The organism is Plesiomonas shigelloides, assembly GCF_900087055.1.
GTDB classification, from domain to species: Bacteria; Pseudomonadota; Gammaproteobacteria; order Enterobacterales; family CAMTGL01; genus Plesiomonas; species Plesiomonas shigelloides.
Map to the genome: position 1 here is coordinate 2,487,422 of NZ_LT575468.1, position 19,006 is coordinate 2,506,427.

Annotated in this window: 21 protein-coding genes; 9 read left to right on the forward strand and 12 right to left on the reverse strand. The window is 52.4% G+C overall.

Features of this window, described 5'->3' with window-relative positions; translation table 11 throughout:
- Window positions 1-15: 15 nt before the first annotated feature.
- The 10 genes from dinB to bolA form a co-directional block, all read right to left on the reverse strand.
- Window positions 16-1,071 (reverse strand): DNA polymerase IV, encoded by a 1,056-nt coding sequence (dinB, locus tag NCTC9997_RS11050; protein WP_010864287.1) that lies wholly within the window; start codon window positions 1,069-1,071, stop codon window positions 16-18.
- 177 nt (window positions 1,072-1,248) lie between these two features.
- Window positions 1,249-1,470, reverse strand: a complete 222-nt coding sequence (nqrM, locus tag NCTC9997_RS11055; RefSeq protein ID WP_010864288.1) for a (Na+)-NQR maturation NqrM — start codon at window positions 1,468-1,470, stop codon at window positions 1,249-1,251.
- Between the two features lie 9 nt (window positions 1,471-1,479).
- The gene (locus tag NCTC9997_RS11060; RefSeq protein ID WP_010864289.1) at window positions 1,480-2,514 is read right to left on the reverse strand and encodes an FAD:protein FMN transferase; all 1,035 of its coding nucleotides are present in this window, start codon (window positions 2,512-2,514) and stop codon (window positions 1,480-1,482) included.
- 8 nt (window positions 2,515-2,522) lie between these two features.
- Window positions 2,523-3,746: an NADH:ubiquinone reductase (Na(+)-transporting) subunit F gene (nqrF, locus tag NCTC9997_RS11065; protein WP_010864290.1), complete on the reverse strand. Its 1,224-nt coding sequence runs from the start codon at window positions 3,744-3,746 to the stop codon at window positions 2,523-2,525.
- 22 nt (window positions 3,747-3,768) lie between these two features.
- Window positions 3,769-4,365 carry an NADH:ubiquinone reductase (Na(+)-transporting) subunit E gene (gene nqrE, locus NCTC9997_RS11070; protein WP_010864291.1) on the reverse strand — a complete coding sequence of 199 codons (597 nt, stop codon included), beginning with the start codon at window positions 4,363-4,365 and terminating at the stop codon, window positions 3,769-3,771.
- 6 nt (window positions 4,366-4,371) lie between these two features.
- A complete protein-coding gene (locus tag NCTC9997_RS11075) occupies window positions 4,372-5,001 on the reverse strand; it encodes an NADH:ubiquinone reductase (Na(+)-transporting) subunit D (protein WP_010864292.1) in 630 nt (209 codons plus the stop codon).
- Complete coding sequence (locus NCTC9997_RS11080; protein ID WP_064978076.1) at window positions 4,994-5,773, reverse strand: Na(+)-translocating NADH-quinone reductase subunit C; 780 nt, start codon at window positions 5,771-5,773, stop codon at window positions 4,994-4,996. Before NCTC9997_RS11080 ends, NCTC9997_RS11075 begins: the two co-directional genes overlap by 8 nt.
- Window positions 5,766-7,010 carry an NADH:ubiquinone reductase (Na(+)-transporting) subunit B gene (locus tag NCTC9997_RS11085; RefSeq protein WP_010864294.1) on the reverse strand — a complete coding sequence of 415 codons (1,245 nt, stop codon included), beginning with the start codon at window positions 7,008-7,010 and terminating at the stop codon, window positions 5,766-5,768. Before NCTC9997_RS11085 ends, NCTC9997_RS11080 begins: the two co-directional genes overlap by 8 nt.
- Before the next feature lie 5 nt (window positions 7,011-7,015).
- Complete coding sequence (locus NCTC9997_RS11090; RefSeq protein ID WP_010864295.1) at window positions 7,016-8,359, reverse strand: Na(+)-translocating NADH-quinone reductase subunit A; 1,344 nt, start codon at window positions 8,357-8,359, stop codon at window positions 7,016-7,018.
- 506 nt (window positions 8,360-8,865) lie between these two features.
- The gene (gene bolA, locus NCTC9997_RS11095; protein ID WP_010864296.1) at window positions 8,866-9,177 is read right to left on the reverse strand and encodes a transcriptional regulator BolA; all 312 of its coding nucleotides are present in this window, start codon (window positions 9,175-9,177) and stop codon (window positions 8,866-8,868) included.
- A 232-nt stretch (window positions 9,178-9,409) separates the two neighbouring features.
- Here bolA and NCTC9997_RS11100 point away from each other — a divergent pair, with 232 nt between their 5' ends.
- The 7 genes from NCTC9997_RS11100 to NCTC9997_RS11130 all read left to right on the forward strand — a co-directional run bounded on the left by NCTC9997_RS11100 (window position 9,410) and on the right by NCTC9997_RS11130 (window position 15,103).
- Window positions 9,410-10,351: a sodium-dependent bicarbonate transport family permease gene (locus tag NCTC9997_RS11100; RefSeq protein ID WP_064978077.1), complete on the forward strand. Its 942-nt coding sequence runs from the start codon at window positions 9,410-9,412 to the stop codon at window positions 10,349-10,351.
- 160 nt (window positions 10,352-10,511) lie between these two features.
- A complete protein-coding gene (locus NCTC9997_RS11105) occupies window positions 10,512-10,814 on the forward strand; it encodes a P-II family nitrogen regulator (protein WP_039045517.1) in 303 nt (100 codons plus the stop codon).
- Between the two features lie 266 nt (window positions 10,815-11,080).
- Window positions 11,081-11,656: a YajG family lipoprotein gene (locus NCTC9997_RS11110; RefSeq protein WP_010864299.1), complete on the forward strand. Its 576-nt coding sequence runs from the start codon at window positions 11,081-11,083 to the stop codon at window positions 11,654-11,656.
- Between the two features lie 8 nt (window positions 11,657-11,664).
- Window positions 11,665-12,231 carry a peptidylprolyl isomerase gene (locus NCTC9997_RS11115; RefSeq protein ID WP_039045516.1) on the forward strand — a complete coding sequence of 189 codons (567 nt, stop codon included), beginning with the start codon at window positions 11,665-11,667 and terminating at the stop codon, window positions 12,229-12,231.
- A gap of 115 nt (window positions 12,232-12,346) precedes the next feature.
- On the forward strand, window positions 12,347-12,679 hold the full coding sequence (locus tag NCTC9997_RS11120) for a hypothetical protein (RefSeq protein WP_010864301.1): 333 nt from the start codon (window positions 12,347-12,349) through the stop codon (window positions 12,677-12,679).
- A 172-nt stretch (window positions 12,680-12,851) separates the two neighbouring features.
- Window positions 12,852-14,222 (forward strand): AmpG family muropeptide MFS transporter, encoded by a 1,371-nt coding sequence (locus NCTC9997_RS11125; RefSeq protein WP_064978079.1) that lies wholly within the window; start codon window positions 12,852-12,854, stop codon window positions 14,220-14,222.
- Window positions 14,223-14,371: 149 nt separating this feature from the next.
- Window positions 14,372-15,103: an outer membrane protein OmpK gene (locus NCTC9997_RS11130; protein WP_039045514.1), complete on the forward strand. Its 732-nt coding sequence runs from the start codon at window positions 14,372-14,374 to the stop codon at window positions 15,101-15,103.
- 143 nt (window positions 15,104-15,246) lie between these two features.
- Here the strand turns inward: NCTC9997_RS11130 and NCTC9997_RS11135 are convergent, their stop codons facing one another.
- Entirely contained in the window at window positions 15,247-15,738 is a 492-nt protein-coding gene (locus NCTC9997_RS11135; protein ID WP_010864304.1) for a YajQ family cyclic di-GMP-binding protein, read from the reverse strand.
- A gap of 70 nt (window positions 15,739-15,808) precedes the next feature.
- Between NCTC9997_RS11135 and panE the strand changes: the two genes are divergently transcribed.
- Both panE and yajL read left to right on the forward strand, forming a co-directional pair.
- Window positions 15,809-16,732, forward strand: coding sequence for a 2-dehydropantoate 2-reductase (gene panE / locus NCTC9997_RS11140; protein ID WP_230405839.1), 924 nt, complete (start codon window positions 15,809-15,811; stop codon window positions 16,730-16,732).
- On the forward strand, window positions 16,719-17,324 hold the full coding sequence (yajL, locus tag NCTC9997_RS11145; protein ID WP_010864306.1) for a protein deglycase YajL: 606 nt from the start codon (window positions 16,719-16,721) through the stop codon (window positions 17,322-17,324). Before panE ends, yajL begins: the two co-directional genes overlap by 14 nt.
- 127 nt (window positions 17,325-17,451) lie before the next feature.
- On the opposite strand, the gene thiI is transcribed toward yajL, so the two are convergent.
- Entirely contained in the window at window positions 17,452-18,906 is a 1,455-nt protein-coding gene (gene thiI, locus NCTC9997_RS11150; RefSeq protein ID WP_010864307.1) for a tRNA uracil 4-sulfurtransferase ThiI, read from the reverse strand.
- Window positions 18,907-19,006: the final 100 nt, after the last annotated feature.

A 19,006-nucleotide genomic window follows, 5' to 3' on the forward strand; every position in this document is an offset into this window, starting at 1 on the left:
ATGCGCAGTCTGCCACTAGCTCCACGGCAAAGCCAATTGCCGAATCAATTGTGGGTCAAGCAAGGTTACATGTAAGCCGACTAAACGCACCCCACGCCCTTCGCAGCGCTGCCAAACCGACTCGGCCAGTTGCAACAAATCATCGAGGCACAATACCGGATAGACATGCTCTTGGGTGGTGAGCTGAAAATCGGAAAACTTAAGCTTCACCCCTTGCCGCGCAATCGCCAAAGACGGACTCACCCGCTGCAAGCGACGCTCTAATTCGGGATACAACTCCGTCACCAACCGGCGGCACTCATCGAGCGAGTTAATATCTTCGGCTAAGGTGCGCTCTACCCCAACCGATTTGCGCTGCCGATCAGGGTTAACTTCCCGCTCATCAATCCCCTGACTGCGTTGCCACAGCATATGGCCTTGCTTGCCAAACTTGTCGGCTAACGTTTTCAGCTCCACACGATGAACATCGGCGCAAGTATACAGACCCATATCAGCCAGTTTTTGCGCCGAGACTTTGCCAATACCGGGGATTTTATTGAGCGGCAATGCGGCGACAAAATCCGGCATTTGCTCTGGGCGAATCACATACAGCCCATCGGGCTTATTCATGTCGGAGGCGATTTTGGCCAAAAACTTTACCGGCGCAACACCCGCGGAAGCTGTGAGTTGTAACTCTTCGCGGATAGCACGCCGGATATCCTCGGCAATCCAGGTCGCCGAGCCGTGGAATAAGCTGCACTCGGTGACATCTAAATAGGCTTCATCCAATGACAGAGGTTCAATACGCGGGGTATAGCGGCGGAAAATGGCATGTAGCTGTTGTGAAACCCGTTTGTACACATCCATCCGCCCAGGTAATAGCGTCAGATGCGGACACAGCTTAAAGGCTTGCGCGGTAGGCATGGCACTGTGCACACCAAAACGGCGCGCCACATAATTACAGGTGCTGATCACCCCGCGCCGCTCACTTCGCCCGCCGATAGCCAACGGTACATGGCGCAATTTGGGGTTGTCGCGCATTTCGACTGCTGCATAAAAGCAGTCCATATCAATATGAATAATCTTCCGCATACCCGCCTCGCATCACTGTATAAATATACATGCAGTGATAGCTGAATGACAATCCAGCAGGCAGAAAAAAGCCCCTGTCGTGACAGGGGCCAATATCAGTACCATCGAGCATCACTCCCGCGTTTACGCGCAGTTCACACAACGCGGGTGAGAGCAGGCAAATAGTGCGAGCAAGCATCAGATGATGCGATTTTCCTGCAGCTTGGCCAAACGGGCCTCTTCCGCCATTTTAGCTTTACGCTTATCGCACGGCTCAGGGCAGTTACAGACCTTTTCCAGACCTAAGCTGGCAATTCCGCCACAGCTGCCATGAATGCTTTTCTTCTGCACAATATAGCCAATTGCCATACCGGCAATGACCAACACAAATACCGCAAACGTAGCAATAAATACGGTCATCGAAGCTCCTTACGGTTGCTTTTGCAGATAGGGTTTAAACGCCTCGGTGGCCACTTCTTTGAAGCCATCGGCAGTTTTGATGATCATAAAAGCCGCAATGTTGTGAGCGTTAGCCACTTTGAGCGCTTCTTCCTCGCCCAAGACATTCAGACCGGTCGACAGACCATCAGCTTCCATACACGTTGGTGCCAGCACGGTGATAGACACCATCTTGTGCTGAATCGGCTCGCCAGTGCGCGGGTCAATGGTGTGCGAATAACGCTTCCCATCTTGCTCGAAATAATTGCGGTAATCGCCAGAGGTGGCAATCGCCATATTTCCCGGCGCGATAATTTCCTGCGCGGTTTGGTCTACACCCGCAACCGGCTTTTCAATGGCGATACGCCACGGGTTGCCCTGCGCGTTATGACCGTGCAGACGCACTTCGCCGCCAATCTCCACCATGTAGTTTTGGATCCCAAGCGACGCTAAATACTCGGCCACCTGATCGACACCAAACCCTTTGGCAATCGATGACAAATCGACATACAGCTCAGGGATCGCTTTCACCAACGCATCGCCCTGTACCGACAAATGACGGATACCGACGCGCGCTTTGCGCTCCGCCAGCGCTTCAGGTGTTGGCACTTTGTCTGGGCGACCTTCTGGACCAAAGCCCCACAGGTTCACCAGCGGCCCTACTGTCACATCCAGTGCACCGTGTGTCACTTGATTGATGCGCAGTGCTTCACGCACCACTTTGGCAGTATCGGCCGACACGGCAAATGGCGTGTTAACGGCGGTACTGCTGTTAAAACGGCTCAGCTCGGATTTCGGTCGATAGGTCGACATCTGGTCATTGACCAATTCAAGACGCTTATCGATTTCGGTTTTCACCTGCTCCGGCGCTGGCAAATTATCTTGGTTAATGTACTTGATGGAGTAATAGGTCCCCATCGTTTGGCCTTGCAGGGCAATCTGTTCGTTTGACGAACTGTCATTACACCCACTTAGAAAAAAGGCCAGCCCGACCAGGGCTAGCCATTGCTTAGTTTTTACAAACATGCGGGATATCAACCACCAAAGTCATCCAGCAGAATGTTTTCATCTTCAACGCCCAGATCTTTGAGCATCTTAATGACCGCGGCGTTCATCATTGGAGGACCACACATGTAGAATTCGCAGTCTTCCGGCGCCTCGTGATCACGCAGATAGTTCTCGTAAATCACGTTGTGGATGAAGCCGGTGTAACCGGTCCAGTTGTCTTCCGGTAACGGATCAGACAACGCCACATTCCACGTAAAGTTCGGGTTCTCAGCTGCCAGCATATCGAAATCTTCTACATAGAACATTTCGCGCTTAGAACGAGCACCATACCAGAAGCTCATCTTACGCTTGGAGTGCAGACGCTTCAACTGGTCGAAAATGTGGGAACGCATTGGCGCCATACCCGCACCACCACCGATGAACACCATTTCGTTGTCGGTGTCTTTGGCGAAGAACTCACCAAATGGACCAGAAATGGTCACCTTGTCACCCTTCTTCAGAGACCAGATGAAAGAAGACATCTGACCTGGAGGGGCATCTGGGTTGCTTGGTGGCGGCGTAGCGATACGCACGTTCAGCATAATGATGCTCTTCTCTTCCGGATAGCTCGCCATGGAGTATGCACGGATGATTGGCTCATTAACCACTGACTCATAACGGAACAGGTTGTACTTGTCCCAATCTTCACGATATTCCTCAGGAACATCGAAGTCAGAGTATTTAATGTGGTGCGCTGGCGCTTCGATCTGGATATAACCACCGGCACGGAATGGCACTTCTTCGCCTTCCGGAATAGCCAGTACCAGCTCTTTGATGAAGGTGGCAACGTTATCGTTAGAGATAACTTCACATTCCCACTTCTTCACGCCGAAGATCTCTTCTGGCAGCTCGATCTTCATGTTTTCTTTCACGTTCACCTGGCAAGCCAGACGGCAACCTTCTGCCGCTTCGCGCTTGGTGATGTGAGACAGTTCGGTCGGCAGTACATCACCGCCGCCTTCCAGCACTTTGGCATGGCACTGACCACAAGAGCCACCGCCACCACAGGCTGAAGAAACGAAAATCCCGTTGGCTGCCAAAGCACCCAGCAGCTTACCGCCAGCCTGAGTCGTGATGGTCAGGTTAGGATCGCCGTTGATTTCAATCGTAATGTCACCGGAACTTACCAGCTTGGATTTGGCAAACAGAATTACCAAAACCAATGCCAGCAGGATCAGGGTGAACATTACTACGCCAAGAATAATTTCCATTGAATGTTCCTATACGCCCTGATTACAACTGGATACCGGAGAAGGACATGAAGCCCAGCGCCATCAGACCTACAGTGATAAAGGTAATACCCAGACCACGCAGACCTTTCGGCACGTCGGAATACTTCATCTTCTCACGCAGACCGGCCAGAGCCACAATAGCCAGCATCCAACCGATACCGGAGCCGATACCGTATACGATGGATTCGCTGAAGTTGTAGTCACGCTGCACCATGAAAGATACGCCACCGAAGATCGCACAGTTTACGGTGATCAGCGGCAGGAAGATGCCCAGCGCGTTGTACAGTGGTGGGAAGAACTTATCCAGCACCATTTCCAAGATCTGTACCAGAGCTGCGATTACACCGATAAAGGTGATGAAGCTCAGGAAGCTCAGATCAACGCCAGCAACCAGTGCGCCGTCTTTCAGGATCAGGTTGAACACCAGGTTGTTAACTGGAACAGCAATACCCAGAACGACGGTTACTGCGATACCCAGACCAAACGAGGTCGCCACTTTCTTGGACACTGCCAGGAAAGTACACATCCCCAGGAAGAAGCCCAGCGCCATATTTTCAATGAAAATAGAGCGGACAAACAGACTGATATAATGTTCCATCTGCCGTTAATCCTTCTCGTTTTGTTCAGGCTTGTAAGTACGGATAGCCCAAATCAGACCACCAATGATAAAGAATGCGCTTGGTGCCAGCAGGAACAGACCGTTGCTCTGATACCAGCCACCATCCTGTACCAGAGGCAGAATGGACACGCCGAACAGTTTGCCGGAGCCGATCAGTTCACGCAGGAACGCAACGGCCAGCAGGATCGCACCGTAGCCCAGACCGTTACCGATACCGTCCAAGAAGCTCTCTTTTGGAGGCGACTTCATGGCATAGGCCTCCGCACGGCCCATTACGATACAGTTGGTGATGATCAAACCCACGAATACCGACAGCTGCTTGGAGATCTCATAGGCATACGCCTTCAGCACCTGGTCTACCACGATTACCAGCGAGGCGATGATCGCCATCTGCACGATAATACGTACACTGTTCGGAATATGGTTACGAATCAGTGAGATAAACAAGTTGGAGAACGCGGTTACCACAGTTACCGCCAGCGTCATTACAAACGCGGTTTCCATCTTGGTGGTCACGGCCAGTGCCGAACAGATACCCAGAATCTGCAGTGCAATCGGGTTGTTATCCAGTACCGGGCCGACCAACAGTTTTTTCATTTCTTTACGATCAACCATTGTTCAACTCTCCAGCACGCACCTTGGCCAGGAATGGACCAAAGCCATTCTCGCTCAGCCAGTAGTCAAAGGTGTTCTGTACGCCGTTACCGGTCAGAGTTGCACCTGACAGACCATCGATCGCATACGGATCGTTTGGCAGTGCGGTTCCTTTCACGATATGAATTGCCGGCTTACCGTCGACATCAAACAGCTTCTTGCCAACCCACAGCTTACGCCAGTTCGGGTTTTCAATTTCGCCGCCCAGACCCGGGGTTTCACCCTGATCGTAGTAAGTGATGCCTTTTACGGTGTTGCCATCAATGTCTACCGCCAGGAAGGCGTACATCATGGACCACAGACCGGTACCGTGTACTGGCAGGATCACTTGCGTTACCTTGCCTTCGGTATCACGTACCAGATACACCGCCGACACTTTCGCGCGACGCTTGATCTTCGCTACGTCCTGATCAGCTGGGATGCTGATGCTCAGTGCCGGGTCTTTGTCCGCAGCACGCTGGTCGTAGTGAGTGGCATCACCTTCAACGAAGTTACCGGTCGCCAGATCCACCAGACGTGGTTCGATGAACTTGCTGAATGTCTCTTTAACATTGACATTCGGCTGCAATAAGCCCGCAACAGACAGAATGTTACGCTGCTTATCCAGCTGCTTTTGTTCAATCTGGGTAGACTTCAGACCCACCGCAGCACCGGCTACGATGATAGAGCACACCAGACTGAGGGAAATTACCACCAGCAGCGTTTTGGCGATGCTATCGTTACTCTTAGCCATTACGCGCATTCCTCCGCTTGATGTTTGCCTGTACCACCAGATAGTCGAAAATCGGGGCAAACAGGTTAGCAAACAGAATTGCCAGCATCATACCTTCCGGATACGCCGGGTTAACCACACGAACCAGTACTGCCATCACGCCGATCAGCGCACCGTACCACCACTTACCTTTATTGGTAAAAGAGGCCGATACTGGGTCAGTCGCCATGAACGCCATACCGAACGCAAAACCACCCAGCACCAGATGCCAGTACCAAGGCATGGCAAACATCGGGTTAGTTGCAGAGCCGATCAGGTTAAACAGCGTGGAGGTCACCACCATACCGATCATGACACCGGCAATGATGCGCCAAGAGGCAACACGGATGTACACCAGGAATGCCGCACCCAGCAGGATCATCAGGGTAGACACTTCACCGATGGAGCCTGGAATGTTACCCAGGAACGCGTCGAACCACGTGATTGCTTGACCGGTTGCATTGTGCACCAGACCTGCTTGACCTTGAGTTGCCCACTGGGACAGCGCGGTCGCACCAGAGAAACCGTCAGCAGCGGTCCATACCAGATCGCCGGAGATTTGTGCTGGGTAAGCAAAGAACAGGAATGCACGACCAGCCAGAGCAGGGTTCAGGAAGTTACGGCCAGTACCACCAAAGATCTCTTTAGCGACCACAACACCGAAACTGATACCCAGCGCGGCTTGCCACAATGGCAGAGTCGGCGGAACAATCAGGGCAAACAGGATAGAGGTTACGAAGAAACCTTCGTTAACTTCATGGCCGCGCACGATAGCAAACAGCACTTCCCATGTCGCACCTACCGCAAATACCACGGCAAAGATTGGCAGGAAGTAGGTTGCACCCAGCAGCATTTTACTGCCCCAGCCAGCGTCAGCCGCGGTCATCGAACCACCCAGCGCTTCAACCAGAGAGTAGTGCCAGTCACCGGCAACGATCTGAGCCAGTTGCTCAGCACCGTACATATGGTTCAGGGCAATAATGGCCTGTGCACCGGTATTGTACAGACCCCAAAACAGGGCTGGGAATACGGCGATCCACACCATGATCATCATACGCTTAAGGTCTATCCCGTCACGAACGTGGGCAGACGTACGGGTAACAGTACCCGGCGTATAGAAAATGGTAGCCACGGCTTCGTATACGGCATAGAACTTCTCGTACTTGCCGCCTGGCTCGAAATGATGTTCGAGCTTTTCAAGAGCGTGTTTCAAACCCATCTCGATTAACCTTCTTTCTCAATCTTGGTCAGGACATCACGCAAGATTGGGGCATACTCATACTTGCCTGGGCACACAAAGGTACACAGCGCCAAGTCTTCTTCATCCAGTTCCAGACAACCTAATGTCTGAGCACCGTCAGTATCACCCACAATCAGATCACGCAGCAGCAGCGTTGGCAGAATATCCAGCGGCATAACACGCTCATAGCTGCCGATAGGCACCATGGCACGCTCACTGCCCTGAGTTGCGGTAGTAAATTTGAACAGATGCTTCTTAAACAGGTGCGCCAGTGTGGTGCGAGTCAGGGAGTATTTGTTTACGCCCGGCACCAACCAGCCCATAAACTCTTTCTCACGACCTTCCAGCAGCACAGAAATCTGGTTGTGGAAACGACCCAGGAATGCATGGCTGTCAGCAGCGATAGTCCCGTTCAGTACAGAACCGGAAATCACACGGTTTTCACCGTCTTTCAGCTCACCGGCTACCAGCTGCTCGGTGCTGGCACCCAGACGGGTACGGATCAGACGCGGATTGTTCACCTGTGGGCCACCCAGCGCGATCACGCGATCGGTGTACAGCTCACCGGTAGTAAACAGTTTACCGACCGCAATCACGTCCTGATAACCAATATGCCAAACGATCTTGTTCAGGCTAACTGGCTCCAAGAAATGGATGTGCGTGCCCGCCAGACCTGCAGGATGCGGACCGGCAAACTCGGTGATCACCACTTGTGCATCGGTGGTGAATGGGATCTTCGCGCCCGGCGCTTTACACAGGTGCACTTTGCCGTCAGTCAGACGAGTCAGTACATTCAGACCCTGTACGAAAGCATCAGCCTGCTCGTTGATCACCACTTCCGGATTCGCTGCCAATGGATTGGTATCCATCGCCGTAACGAAAATGGCCACTGGCTCACTGTCTACGGCTGGCGCTTTACTGAACGGACGGGTACGGAACGCAGTCCACAGGCCGGACTCGATAAGATTGTCTTTAACTTGCTGACGATCCAGCGTCGTTAATTCGTCTGCACTGTATTGCTTGAAGGTAATTTGTTCGTCACCTTCAACGGCAATCACAACAGATTGCAACACACGCTTGGCACCTCGGTTGATTGCTACAACCTTTCCACTGGCAGGTGCAGTGAATTTCACGCCTGGGTTCTTTTTGTCTTCAAACAGAACCTGGCCTTTTTTCACCACATCCCCTTCATGCACATGCATGGTAGGGCGCATACCAATGTACTCTTCGCCTAGCGTAGCGACTTGGTTGATGGTCGGACCATCATGGATTACTTGCGTCGGCACACCCGCAATAGGGAGATCCAGACCCTTTGTAATTGTAATCATATTCACTTGCACTACTTTATCGGGAAGGAAAGAAAGATTTGTCCGAGCAAGAAACGACATCCTGACGCCTTTACCCGAGCCTGTGGAGAATGTGATTTATCGAACCTGTAGGCAAAAATCGTCCTGTCATTTCGCCGCCGGCTCACCGCCATTCCCGCTGTTAAACTCTTAAAACTTTCGCTACAGCCGTAACAGATGTAAACCCATTACAAGATGCATATTTTAGCATTTTTGTCTTCTTTGATGCCATTCTGAAAGCGGTTCTCTCTGACACAAAGCACACAAAATTGAGGTAAAAACGCAGGCTTAAACGAGCCAATATTCAATAATGTGATCGGTGCCTCACACTCAGAAAAACGTGACGGTTGATTTATTATCACACAAAAAATAAAAACCGAAACATTTGGCAACACCAACTGCACCACATGTCATTAACACAAATAAAAAAACCGGGTCACCCCGGTTTTGTGGTTAATTATCTGTTTACATCAGGGTTACTGTGCTACTTAGCGCTTATTGCCACCCAGACACTGCGGTGAATCAGGGAAATCGCCCTGAATCGCGGCCCACTCTTCCGGCGTGTAAGTATGCAGCGCCAATGCATGAATATGATGCGCAAGTTCCTCAGCTAACGCGGCGTTTACCGCGCGATGGCGCGCTAACAGACGCTGCCCACAAAACGCATCACTCACCAGTACGACTTTGAAATGACTTTCCGAACCAGCCGGTACATTGTGGCGATGGCTTTCATTAATGACGTCCAGATGCAACGGCGCAAAGGCGGCCTGCAACTTAGCGATGATCTGTTCTTGTATCATAGACTTCCCTCTATTGATGACCGTGCACGTGCCGCTTCTTTATTATCCGATATGCTGCGAGATGCTTATTGACCAAGGCTATATCTGCTCCCTGGCCAACCACGGCAATACGCTAAAGCGGCATGCTAATACTTTATTGTTTTTAAGCGTTTTTTTTGTTGACCCATTGTAGTAGATTCGTTCTATTGCGCCAAATTATCTCCCTTCTAGTATCAAAGGAGCCAGCACACCGATGGATCCGGTTGTTTTATTCTTCCTGCTCGGGCTGCTGGCCGGTTTAGCCCGCTCAGACTTAAAATTGCCCCCGTCTTTATACGATACGCTGTCCGTATTTTTGCTGCTGGCGATCGGCATTAAAGGTGGGCTAGAGCTAGCCAAGCAACCCCTGTTGCAGGTGTTACCGCAAACCTTGTGGGTACTGCTGATGGGCGTGGTGATCCCGCTGCTGGTTTATCCTTTACTGCGTTTCGCGGCCCTCCCCCGCCCCGATGCAGCCAGCTTGGCGGCGCACTATGGTTCGGTATCAGTGGTGACTTTCGCCGTTGGGGTGGCGTTTTTAAGCCGCCATCAGATTGCCTATGAATCACAAACCACGCTGTTCTTGGTGTTGCTGGAAATGCCTGCGCTGGTGATTGGGGTGATCTTGGCACGCCGCGGCAGCCGCGATGACGAAAAACCGCGAGGTCATGGCTGGGGGAAATTGCTGCATGAGGTGCTATTAGGCAAAAGTATCGTACTGTTGCTCGGCGGGATGCTCATCGGTGTGCTCGCGGGCCCCGAGGGGATCAAGCCACTGGACAAACTCTATATCGATTTGTTCAAACCGGTGCTGACGTTGTTCTTATTAGAGATGGGTCTGGTGGTGGCGGGCAAATTCAGTTCACTGCGCCAACATGGTCTCACACTACTCTTAATGGGATTGGGGCTACCGGTACTGCTGAGCTGGGTGGGGATTGGCTTTGCCCTGCTGATGGGATTATCTGTCGGCGGCATGACCTTAATGGCACTGCTCGCCGCCTCGGCCAGCTATATCGCCGCCCCTGCCGCCATGCGGATGGCTATCCCGCAGGCTAATCCGGCCATTTCACTGGGCGCGGCTTTGGGGATCACGTTCCCGTTTAACGTACTGCTGGGCGTTCCGCTGTATTACCAATTTGCCCAGTGGACGGCGTAGGCCCGCACGGTAGTATTTCGGATGAGCAATCTGTACCTGATGGCATAAGCCTGATGAAAGGCATCGGATGGAATGATGCAATCAGCGCTACCTCCATACGCTATCCCCATATAAGCTGCACCCATATACGCCCATATACGCCCATATAAAAGGAGTACACATGCAGTTTCATACCCGCACCTTGCTGACCATCGTGACCGAAGCCATCTTGGAAAACGATCTGGTCGATCTGTTTAACCGCCGCCAGATCCGCGGGTGGACCATTGTGGCGGCGCGTGGCAAAGGCGATCACGGCGAAAAACGCGGCAGCTTTGATGCCAACGAGAACATTCAGCTTGAATTGCTCACCACTACCGCTACCGCAGAAGCGCTGGCCACGGAGATCATGCAAGAGTTCGGGCAAGATTACGCCTTGGTACAGTGGCTATCTGAGGTACGCGTGTTACGCGCCGACAAGTTCTAACGTGTCTGGTGCGCGTGCTATATCTTCCGATTTTTTACGCCCTTTACATTGCGCAAATTACGGCGCACCTCGCCCATCAGATGACACGCGTTTCATGGTAAGAGTGAAACTGGCCGCAGACCGTCATGCGACTTGCGACTGGAGCGGAAAATATTGCCGTTTTGCTCTTTTACCCCGATCGCGGGTTGTTTATTATGCTGCCTCTTAAAGCATCAACGTCTCGACACGTTTATATAAAGTTTTTAGGCTAAAGGATTGTGCGCACAATGAAAAAATTTCTCCTGCCATTACTGGCCGTCCTGTCTCTGGCCGGCTGTGTCAGCCAACCTAGCAATACCGTTGCCGTCAATCCACCGATTGCGTTGCCACACCAAGACCCAACCCTGATGGGTGCTACGATTGCCATCAGCAGCTCGGATCAACGTCCACAGCCTTACGTGGCGATGGTACGCCGTGGCGAAGGTAAACCTGAGCCGCTGTACGCATCCCGCGACCTGCGTTTTTTGATGCAAGAAGTGCTGGAAAAGCAGATGCAAAAACGCGGCTACATGCTGGGTACCACCGGTCAAGCCACGCTGGAAATTATCCCCATTGAAATCTATGCCGATGTGACCGAAGGCAATCTGCGCCACAACATCACCACTAAAGCCAAAATTCGCGTGATCACGCGTACGCCAAAAGGTGAGATGGTGAAAGAGTACCGCGCAACCTATAACGTTCAAGGGCCGTTAGGGGCGAAGAACGAAGACATCAGCAAAGCGCTGAACGAAGTACTGAAATCTGTGATCAGCGATATGGCGCAGGATGACAGTATCAATACCTATATCCGTCAGAACAGCTGATAGGAGCCATGATGCGTCGTTTAATGTCTATTGCTGCCACCTTGCTCGTGTGCTGGAGCAGCGCGCTGTTCGCCGCGCCTGCAGCGCCAGTGGTAACTCTGCAAACTTCACAAGGTGAGATTGCGATTGAGCTCGATCCGCAAGCCGCACCGCAAACTGTCGCCAATTTCCTGCGCTATGTGGATGACGGCAGCTATGTCGGCACGCAGTTTCATCGCGTAATCCCAGGCTTTGTGGTGCAAGGAGGCGGACTGGATGCCGATCTGCGCCCACGCCCTGAGTATGCGCCGGTGAAAAATGAATCAGCCAATGGCTTATCCAACCGTTATGGCAGTATCGCCATGGCGCGCACCTCCGATCCAGATTCAGCCACCCGCCAGTTCTATATCAACATCAGCAACAACACCATGCTGGATAACACCCCAGGCCGTCCGGGTTATGCGGTGTTTGGCAAAGTGATCCGCGGGATGGATGTGGTCGAGAAAATGGCTGCCGTTCCAACGCGCAATGCCGGCGGGATGGCCGATGTGCCGGTCACGCCAATTGTGATTGAAAAAGTCAGCGTGACGCGCTAAACCTGTCAGCAGAAGGTCAGTATTGAGGCTGTCCTTCTGCTGTATTGTTTTTCTGTCGCGCGACAACACAACAGATATAACAAAGATAAATATAACAAAGATAAAGGAGCGAACCATGCCAGCCTCTGCCGCCGAATTTGTCGCCCTGTATCAAGACGCTCTGGCCGAACACCTGCGCCTGATTTTACATGGCACGCCGCAGCCAGAGACATTGCAATTGCTGCGCGACGAGATCCTGCACCACTGGTGGGGACGCGAGCTTACCGACGACACCCCGTTATCCCCCACCGAACATGCCTTCTGGTATACCTTAGCGTTACTCGAATCGACCCCACTGCATGAACTACGCGGCAATCGTTTTTTACGTCAGCGCCTGCATACCTGCCAAGCCTTACTCAATCAGCATCCGACCAGTACCGGTGTTTTTATTCGTGGTACGCGTCCGTAAATCAAAGCTCGGCTGACTCAACACCATGCCGCGCAATCAAGCCCCATTTAACCGCTAGAGGGCGTGGTTTATCGCTACTCTCCGTATGGTTTGCCCTATCTGACGGATGCATCCGCCGCCCCTACCTGATAGCATCGTGGCTGTTTTGAATTTCACACGGAGTAACAGGCGCATGCGAGCCTCTCCTTCAAGTCTGCGAAGCACCCTTCGCAGTTACGCTGACATCCGGCTGTGGTGGATTTTTCTGCTGGGATGCGCCAGTGGTTTTCCCTGGGTGCTGATCGGCTCCAGTATGAGCGGCTGGCTGAAAGATGCCGGTATCTCCCGCGCCACCATCGGTTTCTTTGGTTCGATTTTTATCGTCTACGCCATCCACTTTATCTGGGCACCGTTGATTGACCGAGTGCGCCTGCCGTGGCTGCATGCCCGTTTAGGTCAACGCCGCAGCTGGATTGTGTTAATGCAGATTTTCATCCTGCTGGCGACGGTGGCGGTTGGCTTTACCAATCCGGCCGATTCACTGCTGTGGACAACATTGCTGGCCTTTACCATCGCGGTGGCCTCTTCCACGCAAGATATCGCCATTGATGGCTACCGGATTGATATTCTGTCGCAAGACAAAGAAATGCTACCGCAAGGCTCGGCAATGGCGGTGATCGGTTGGTGGACTGGCTATTCACTACCTGGCTATCTGGCATTTCACTTTGCCGATCAATACGGCTGGCAACACGTATTTTTAGGCATGGGCGCCATCAGCGCCTGCTGGCTGCTGGGGGTTTTAGTGATCCGTGAACCCCAAACCGGGCGTGATGAATTACAAGCCGAAGCCGAAGCCCACTACTCGCGCTATTTGCATAACAGTAAGCTAGTCACTTGGCTGGCAGTCACCGTGGTAGAGCCGTTTGCCGAGTTTTTCCGCCGTAACGGCGCATCATTGGCGCTGTCTATCTTAAGCTTTGTGTTCTTGTTCAAGATTGGTGAAGCCTTTTTAGGCCGCATGTCGATCACTTTTTATAAAGAGATCGGCTTTAGCAACCAGCAAATTGCCGAGTATTCCAAGCTGATTGGCTGGTTTGCCACCGTGGTGTTTACCCTGATGGGTAGCATGCTGAACGTGCGGTTCGGGATTGTGCGCGGACTGCTGATTGGCGGAATTGCCATGGCCGGCAGTAACCTGATGTTTGCATGGATTGCCAGTGTCGGACCGAATGAGCATCTGTTTGCCGCCACCATTATCGTGGATAACTTTACCACCGCCTTTTCCTCGGTAGCGTTTGTCTCGTTCTTAAGCTGGCTCAGTGGACGCGCCTTCTCGGCCACCCAATATGCCTTGCTGTCATCACTGGGGAATCTGGGGCGCACCACGCTCTCGTCGTTTAGCGGACAAATGGTGGACATGTTACACGGCAACTGGACGCTATTTTTCATCTGCACCTCACTGATGGTGGTGCCGGGATTAGTCCTGCTGTTGTATGTAGGCAAACGATTTTCCGCCCTCACCACCGACCATGGCGCGCCAACGAGTGATTCAAGTCACAAATAACTAAATCGATTGCGCAATATGCTGTAAAATCTGCGAGAGCTCTCACTATGGCACTTCCCCTGAACGGGAAGTGCTTTTATTATGTGCGCCCTGTTGCACCGAGATGTAACACTTTATTTCATTACCCGTTGTCGTTTTCTGAGGTATTCATGTACAAACGTCTTGCCTGTTTATCTGCACTTGCTGCCCTGACCGCTACCTCTGTTCAGGCCGAGCCTATCTACAGTTTTGCTAACGTAAGTGCGAACTACCTCGACTGGAGCAGCCGCACCACCAGCGAAACTGGTAAAAAAGACTTCCCATATCTGGAGCTGGAAGGCGGTGCCGGTTACAACTGGGGTGAAGTGTACGGCTTCTTCGATCTGGAAAACCCAACTCGTGAGTGGGATCGTGATGATGGCCGTAGCATGCGTATCGCAGCTAAAGGCACCGTGCGTTACTACCTGGGCGACTCAGGCTTTAACCTGTACGGCCACTACTACAACACCACCATGAAAGGCTTCTACGAAAATAACCTGATCTACGGTATCGGTTATAACTTCAACGTAGGTCCTGTATGGGCAAAACCATTCCTGGCAGCTAACTACACCAACAACAAATTCTTCGAAGGTAGCAACGGCTACATGTTCGGTTGGGTTCTGGGTTATGACTTCCAAGTAGCTGGCCAGAAGTTCAGCTTCACCAACTGGAACGAATATGAATTTGCCCGTGACGAAGCATACGGCAATGGCGGTAAAGATGGTCTGAACGGCGCAGCCGCTGTTTGGTGGCATCCAACCCCAAGCATCACTACCGGTATCCAGTACCGCTATGCGGACAAAAAACTGGGTAGCGAAGCCTATCAGAACGCGATGGTGTACTCCATCAAGTACAACTTCTGATAACGCTGACGGGTTACAACAAAAAACGGACACCAAGGTGTCCGTTTTTTTATGCGCGTTTTATGTGCCCGCGTTATCGGCGCTCCGTGGATACTGAACACCGCAGCGCGCCGAGAGATGATTATGCGGGCAAAAAAGCGAGATTAGTCGCGGAAGTTATTGAACTGGAATGGCTGACCCAGATCAGCGCCACGTACCAGTGCCATCACCGCTTGCAGATCGTCACGTGACTTACCGGTCACACGAACTTGCTCGCCTTGAATCTGCGCTTGAACCTTCAGCTTGGAGTCTTTAATCAGCTTCACCAGCTTCTTGGCCATGTCAGTTTCGATACCCTGCTTGAGCTTCACTTCTTTACTGAAGGTTTTACCGCTATGCTCACAGCTATCTGGCTCTTCCAGCGCGCCATTTTGGATCTCACGCTTAACCAGCGCACTGCGCAGGATGTCCATCAGCTGCTCAATCTGGAAATCTGACTCGGTCGCAACTTTGATGGTCTGATTTTTTTCGTTCATCTCGATGCTGGCAGTTACGTTACGAAAATCATAACGGCTTTCCAGTGCCTTGTTGGCATTGTTTACCGCGTTACGAACTTCCTGCATATCAATTTCAGAGACAATATCAAAAGAAGGCATGACGACTCTCTCTTCTGTCAACTCAACAATGGCGGGCATAATAGCAGAAAGTCAGGAACGACGGGAAAAGATGATGAAAATTACCGTACTGGGATGTGGTGCCGTCGGCCAGCTATGGCTAGGCTACTTGCAGGCTAAGGGGCATACCGTGCAAGGCTGGCAACGCATCGCCGAGGCAGCGCCGGTGCGCTTTACTCTGCAGCCGCCAAGCAAGCCAGACAGCGCCTCAAGCCAAGAACGCCAGTATCAGGTGCCATGCAATGACCCGCACCATCTGGCCAGCAGTGATTGCTTACTGGTGACGCTCAAAGCTGGCGCCGTTGCGCCAGCACTGTTACCGTTGCTCGACAAGCTCTCAGCAAGCTGCGCGATCGTCTTGCTGCATAACGGCATGGGCAGCTTAAGCGAACCACAACTGGCGCAAATTCAGCAACCGCTGCTACAAGGGATCACCAGCCATGGTGCGCTGCGCTATGCGACCCACAGCGTACGCCATACCGGCTACGGCGAAACCCATCTCGGTGCGCTCAATGCCGCCGGACAAACTCGGCTTGACGCTATTACCGATGCGCTCAATGCGGCGCTCCCGCCCGTCACCGCACATACCGATATCCGGCCACGGCTGTGGCACAAACTGGCGGTGAACTGTGCAATCAATCCACTGACTGCGCTGCAGCAATGTCGAAATGGCGCACTGCTGTCACAGCAAGCCGAGCTGCAGGCCTTATGCGGCGAAACGGCGGCGGTGATGAATGCCGAGGGTATCGCGGTCAGTGCTGAACAACTGCTGGCTGGAGTCAATCAGGTGATTCAGGCGACAGCAGAGAACTTTTCCTCGATGCATCAGGATATTACTCTGCAAAGAGCGAGCGAAATTGACTATATTACTGGATACTTAATTCGTCGGGCGCAAGCACATGGTCTTGCTGTCCCGCATCATCAGGCCCTGTATGCGGCCATCAAACAATTGGAGTCTGCCCATGCCAAACGCTGAACACCGCGCCACGGCACTGGTCTGTATCGCCCCTGGCTCGGAAGAGCTGGAAGCGGTGACCGTCCTCAACCTGCTGGCGCGAGCCGGCATCCGTACTACCTTAGCTAGCGTCGATGGTGATGGCGCACTGCCCGTCACCTGCTCACGAGGAACAACGTTGCTGGCCGATGCTGCGTTAATCGATGTGGCCGATCAGCCGTTCGATATGATTGTCTTACCGGGCGGTCTTGGCGGTGCGGAGTACTTTGCCCGCAGCGAATTGCTGACCGAAAAAGTGCGTCAGATGCATTTGGAAGGCCGTTGGGTGGCCGCTATCTGCGCCACACCCGTGCTGTTTTTACAGGCGCGCGGCCTGTTTGCTGACAGCAACATGACCTGCTATCCCAGCCTGTTGACCGACATCCCCGAAGAGCACCGCATCAATAAGCGCGTGACAGTCGATCCGAGGTTTAATCTGATCACCAGCCAAGGCCCCGCGACCTCGATTGATTTTGCCTTGAAAATCATCGATACCCTGTGCGGTAAAGAAACCGCGGCGCAAGTGGCGGACGAGCTGGTACTGCCGCCGGGCATTTACAATTACGCTGACTAAACCGTCAACCTCGGCATAAGGCCACAAAGCTAAAAAGCTAAAAAGCTAAAAAGCTAAATCCTCGCCATAAAAAAACCACCTAGCGATGCTTATCGTAGGTGGTTTTTTTCACTCGCTTACAAGCTAATTACGGGCGATACACTTTCACGTTCGTGAAGCCTTTCTCGCGCAGATACAGTGCCTGCAGCTTGCTCATCACGCCACGTTCGCAGAACAGCAGATAAGTCTTAGACTGATCCAGCGTATCAAATTGGGTCGACAGCTTGTAGAACGGCATGCAGGTGACGGTCACGCCTTCCAGTACCAGCGGCTTTTCCTCTTCCTCTTCAGGCGAGCGGATATCCAAGATCACTTCGTTAGCACCGAACTCCGCCACGGTTTCCACTTCTGGAATTTGCTCTTTGGCTTGCTCAGCGATATCGCGGATATCCATGTACTGCGCGTTTTCGATCACGTCATCCAAAATGGCGAAGTTGAATTTGCTCTCTTCTTCTTCAATCTTAGATTTCACCGCTTTCACGGTTGGGCTCTTGGAGATCACACCGCAGAACTCAGGCATGGTCTTAGCAAAATCTTCAGTACCGATTTGACGCGCCAGACGGATGATGTGCTCTTTGTCATGGGAGATCAAAGGACGCAAGATCAGGGTGTCAGTCACGTTATCAATCAGACGCAAGTTGGTCAGAGTCTGGCTCGAAACCTGCCCCAGCGCTTCACCGGTCACCAACGCCTGAATGCCGAATTTCTCCGCCACCGCTGATGCCGCGCGCATCATCATGCGCTTTAAGATCACGCCCATCTGGCCGTCTTCAACTTTTTCCAAGATCTCACCGACTACCGGCTCAAAGTTGATGGCACAGAAACGGACTTTGTGCGAAGAGCCAAAACGGTTCCAGATATAATGAGATACTTGCTTCACACCAATCTCGTGCGCCGAGCCGCCCAGATTGAAGAAGCAGTAGTGCACGCGACAACCACGGCGGATCAGCATATAGCTCGATACACCGGAGTCAAAACCACCGGAAACCAGTGACAGCACATCTTCCTGGGTACCGATTGGATAGCCGCCCAAACCTTCATGGCGCGCTTTCACCAAACGCAGACGATCATCTTCCACTTCCAGACGCACGGTCACTTGTGGATTACTCAGGTTTACTGACGCGGTTTCGATATGCTGGTTCAGACCGCCGCCCACATAACGTTCAACGTCTTGTGAGTTGAAGCTCTGCTTACCACGGCGCTTAGCACGCACACAGAACGTTTTGCCTTCCAGCAGTTCACGATTGGCCGCCAGTGTCTTTTCGAAAATATCGTGCAGATCGGTATACACGCACTCTTCGACTTCCAGAATATGGTGGATCCCTGGGGTCTGCGTCAGACCGTCCAACAGACGGGCACGGTTCTCCGCGCTGTCGTTTTTGGAGCGGACTTCAATGTGATCCCAATGACGTACCACAGCCAGCGTTTCATCGTACTTTTTCAGTACGTTACGGATGTTGCCGGTCAAGATCTTGGCAAAGCGCAGTCGTACTGAATCGCTTTTGATCATGATTTCCGGGAAAAGCTTGACGATAAATTTCATATTCTTTCAGTAACACGTGGAGGTTAAGAGGAGTGCGCGAAGGCGCGGATTATACACAATAGCGTAGATGCTGTCTCACTGTTGAGCCATTCTGCGCGCA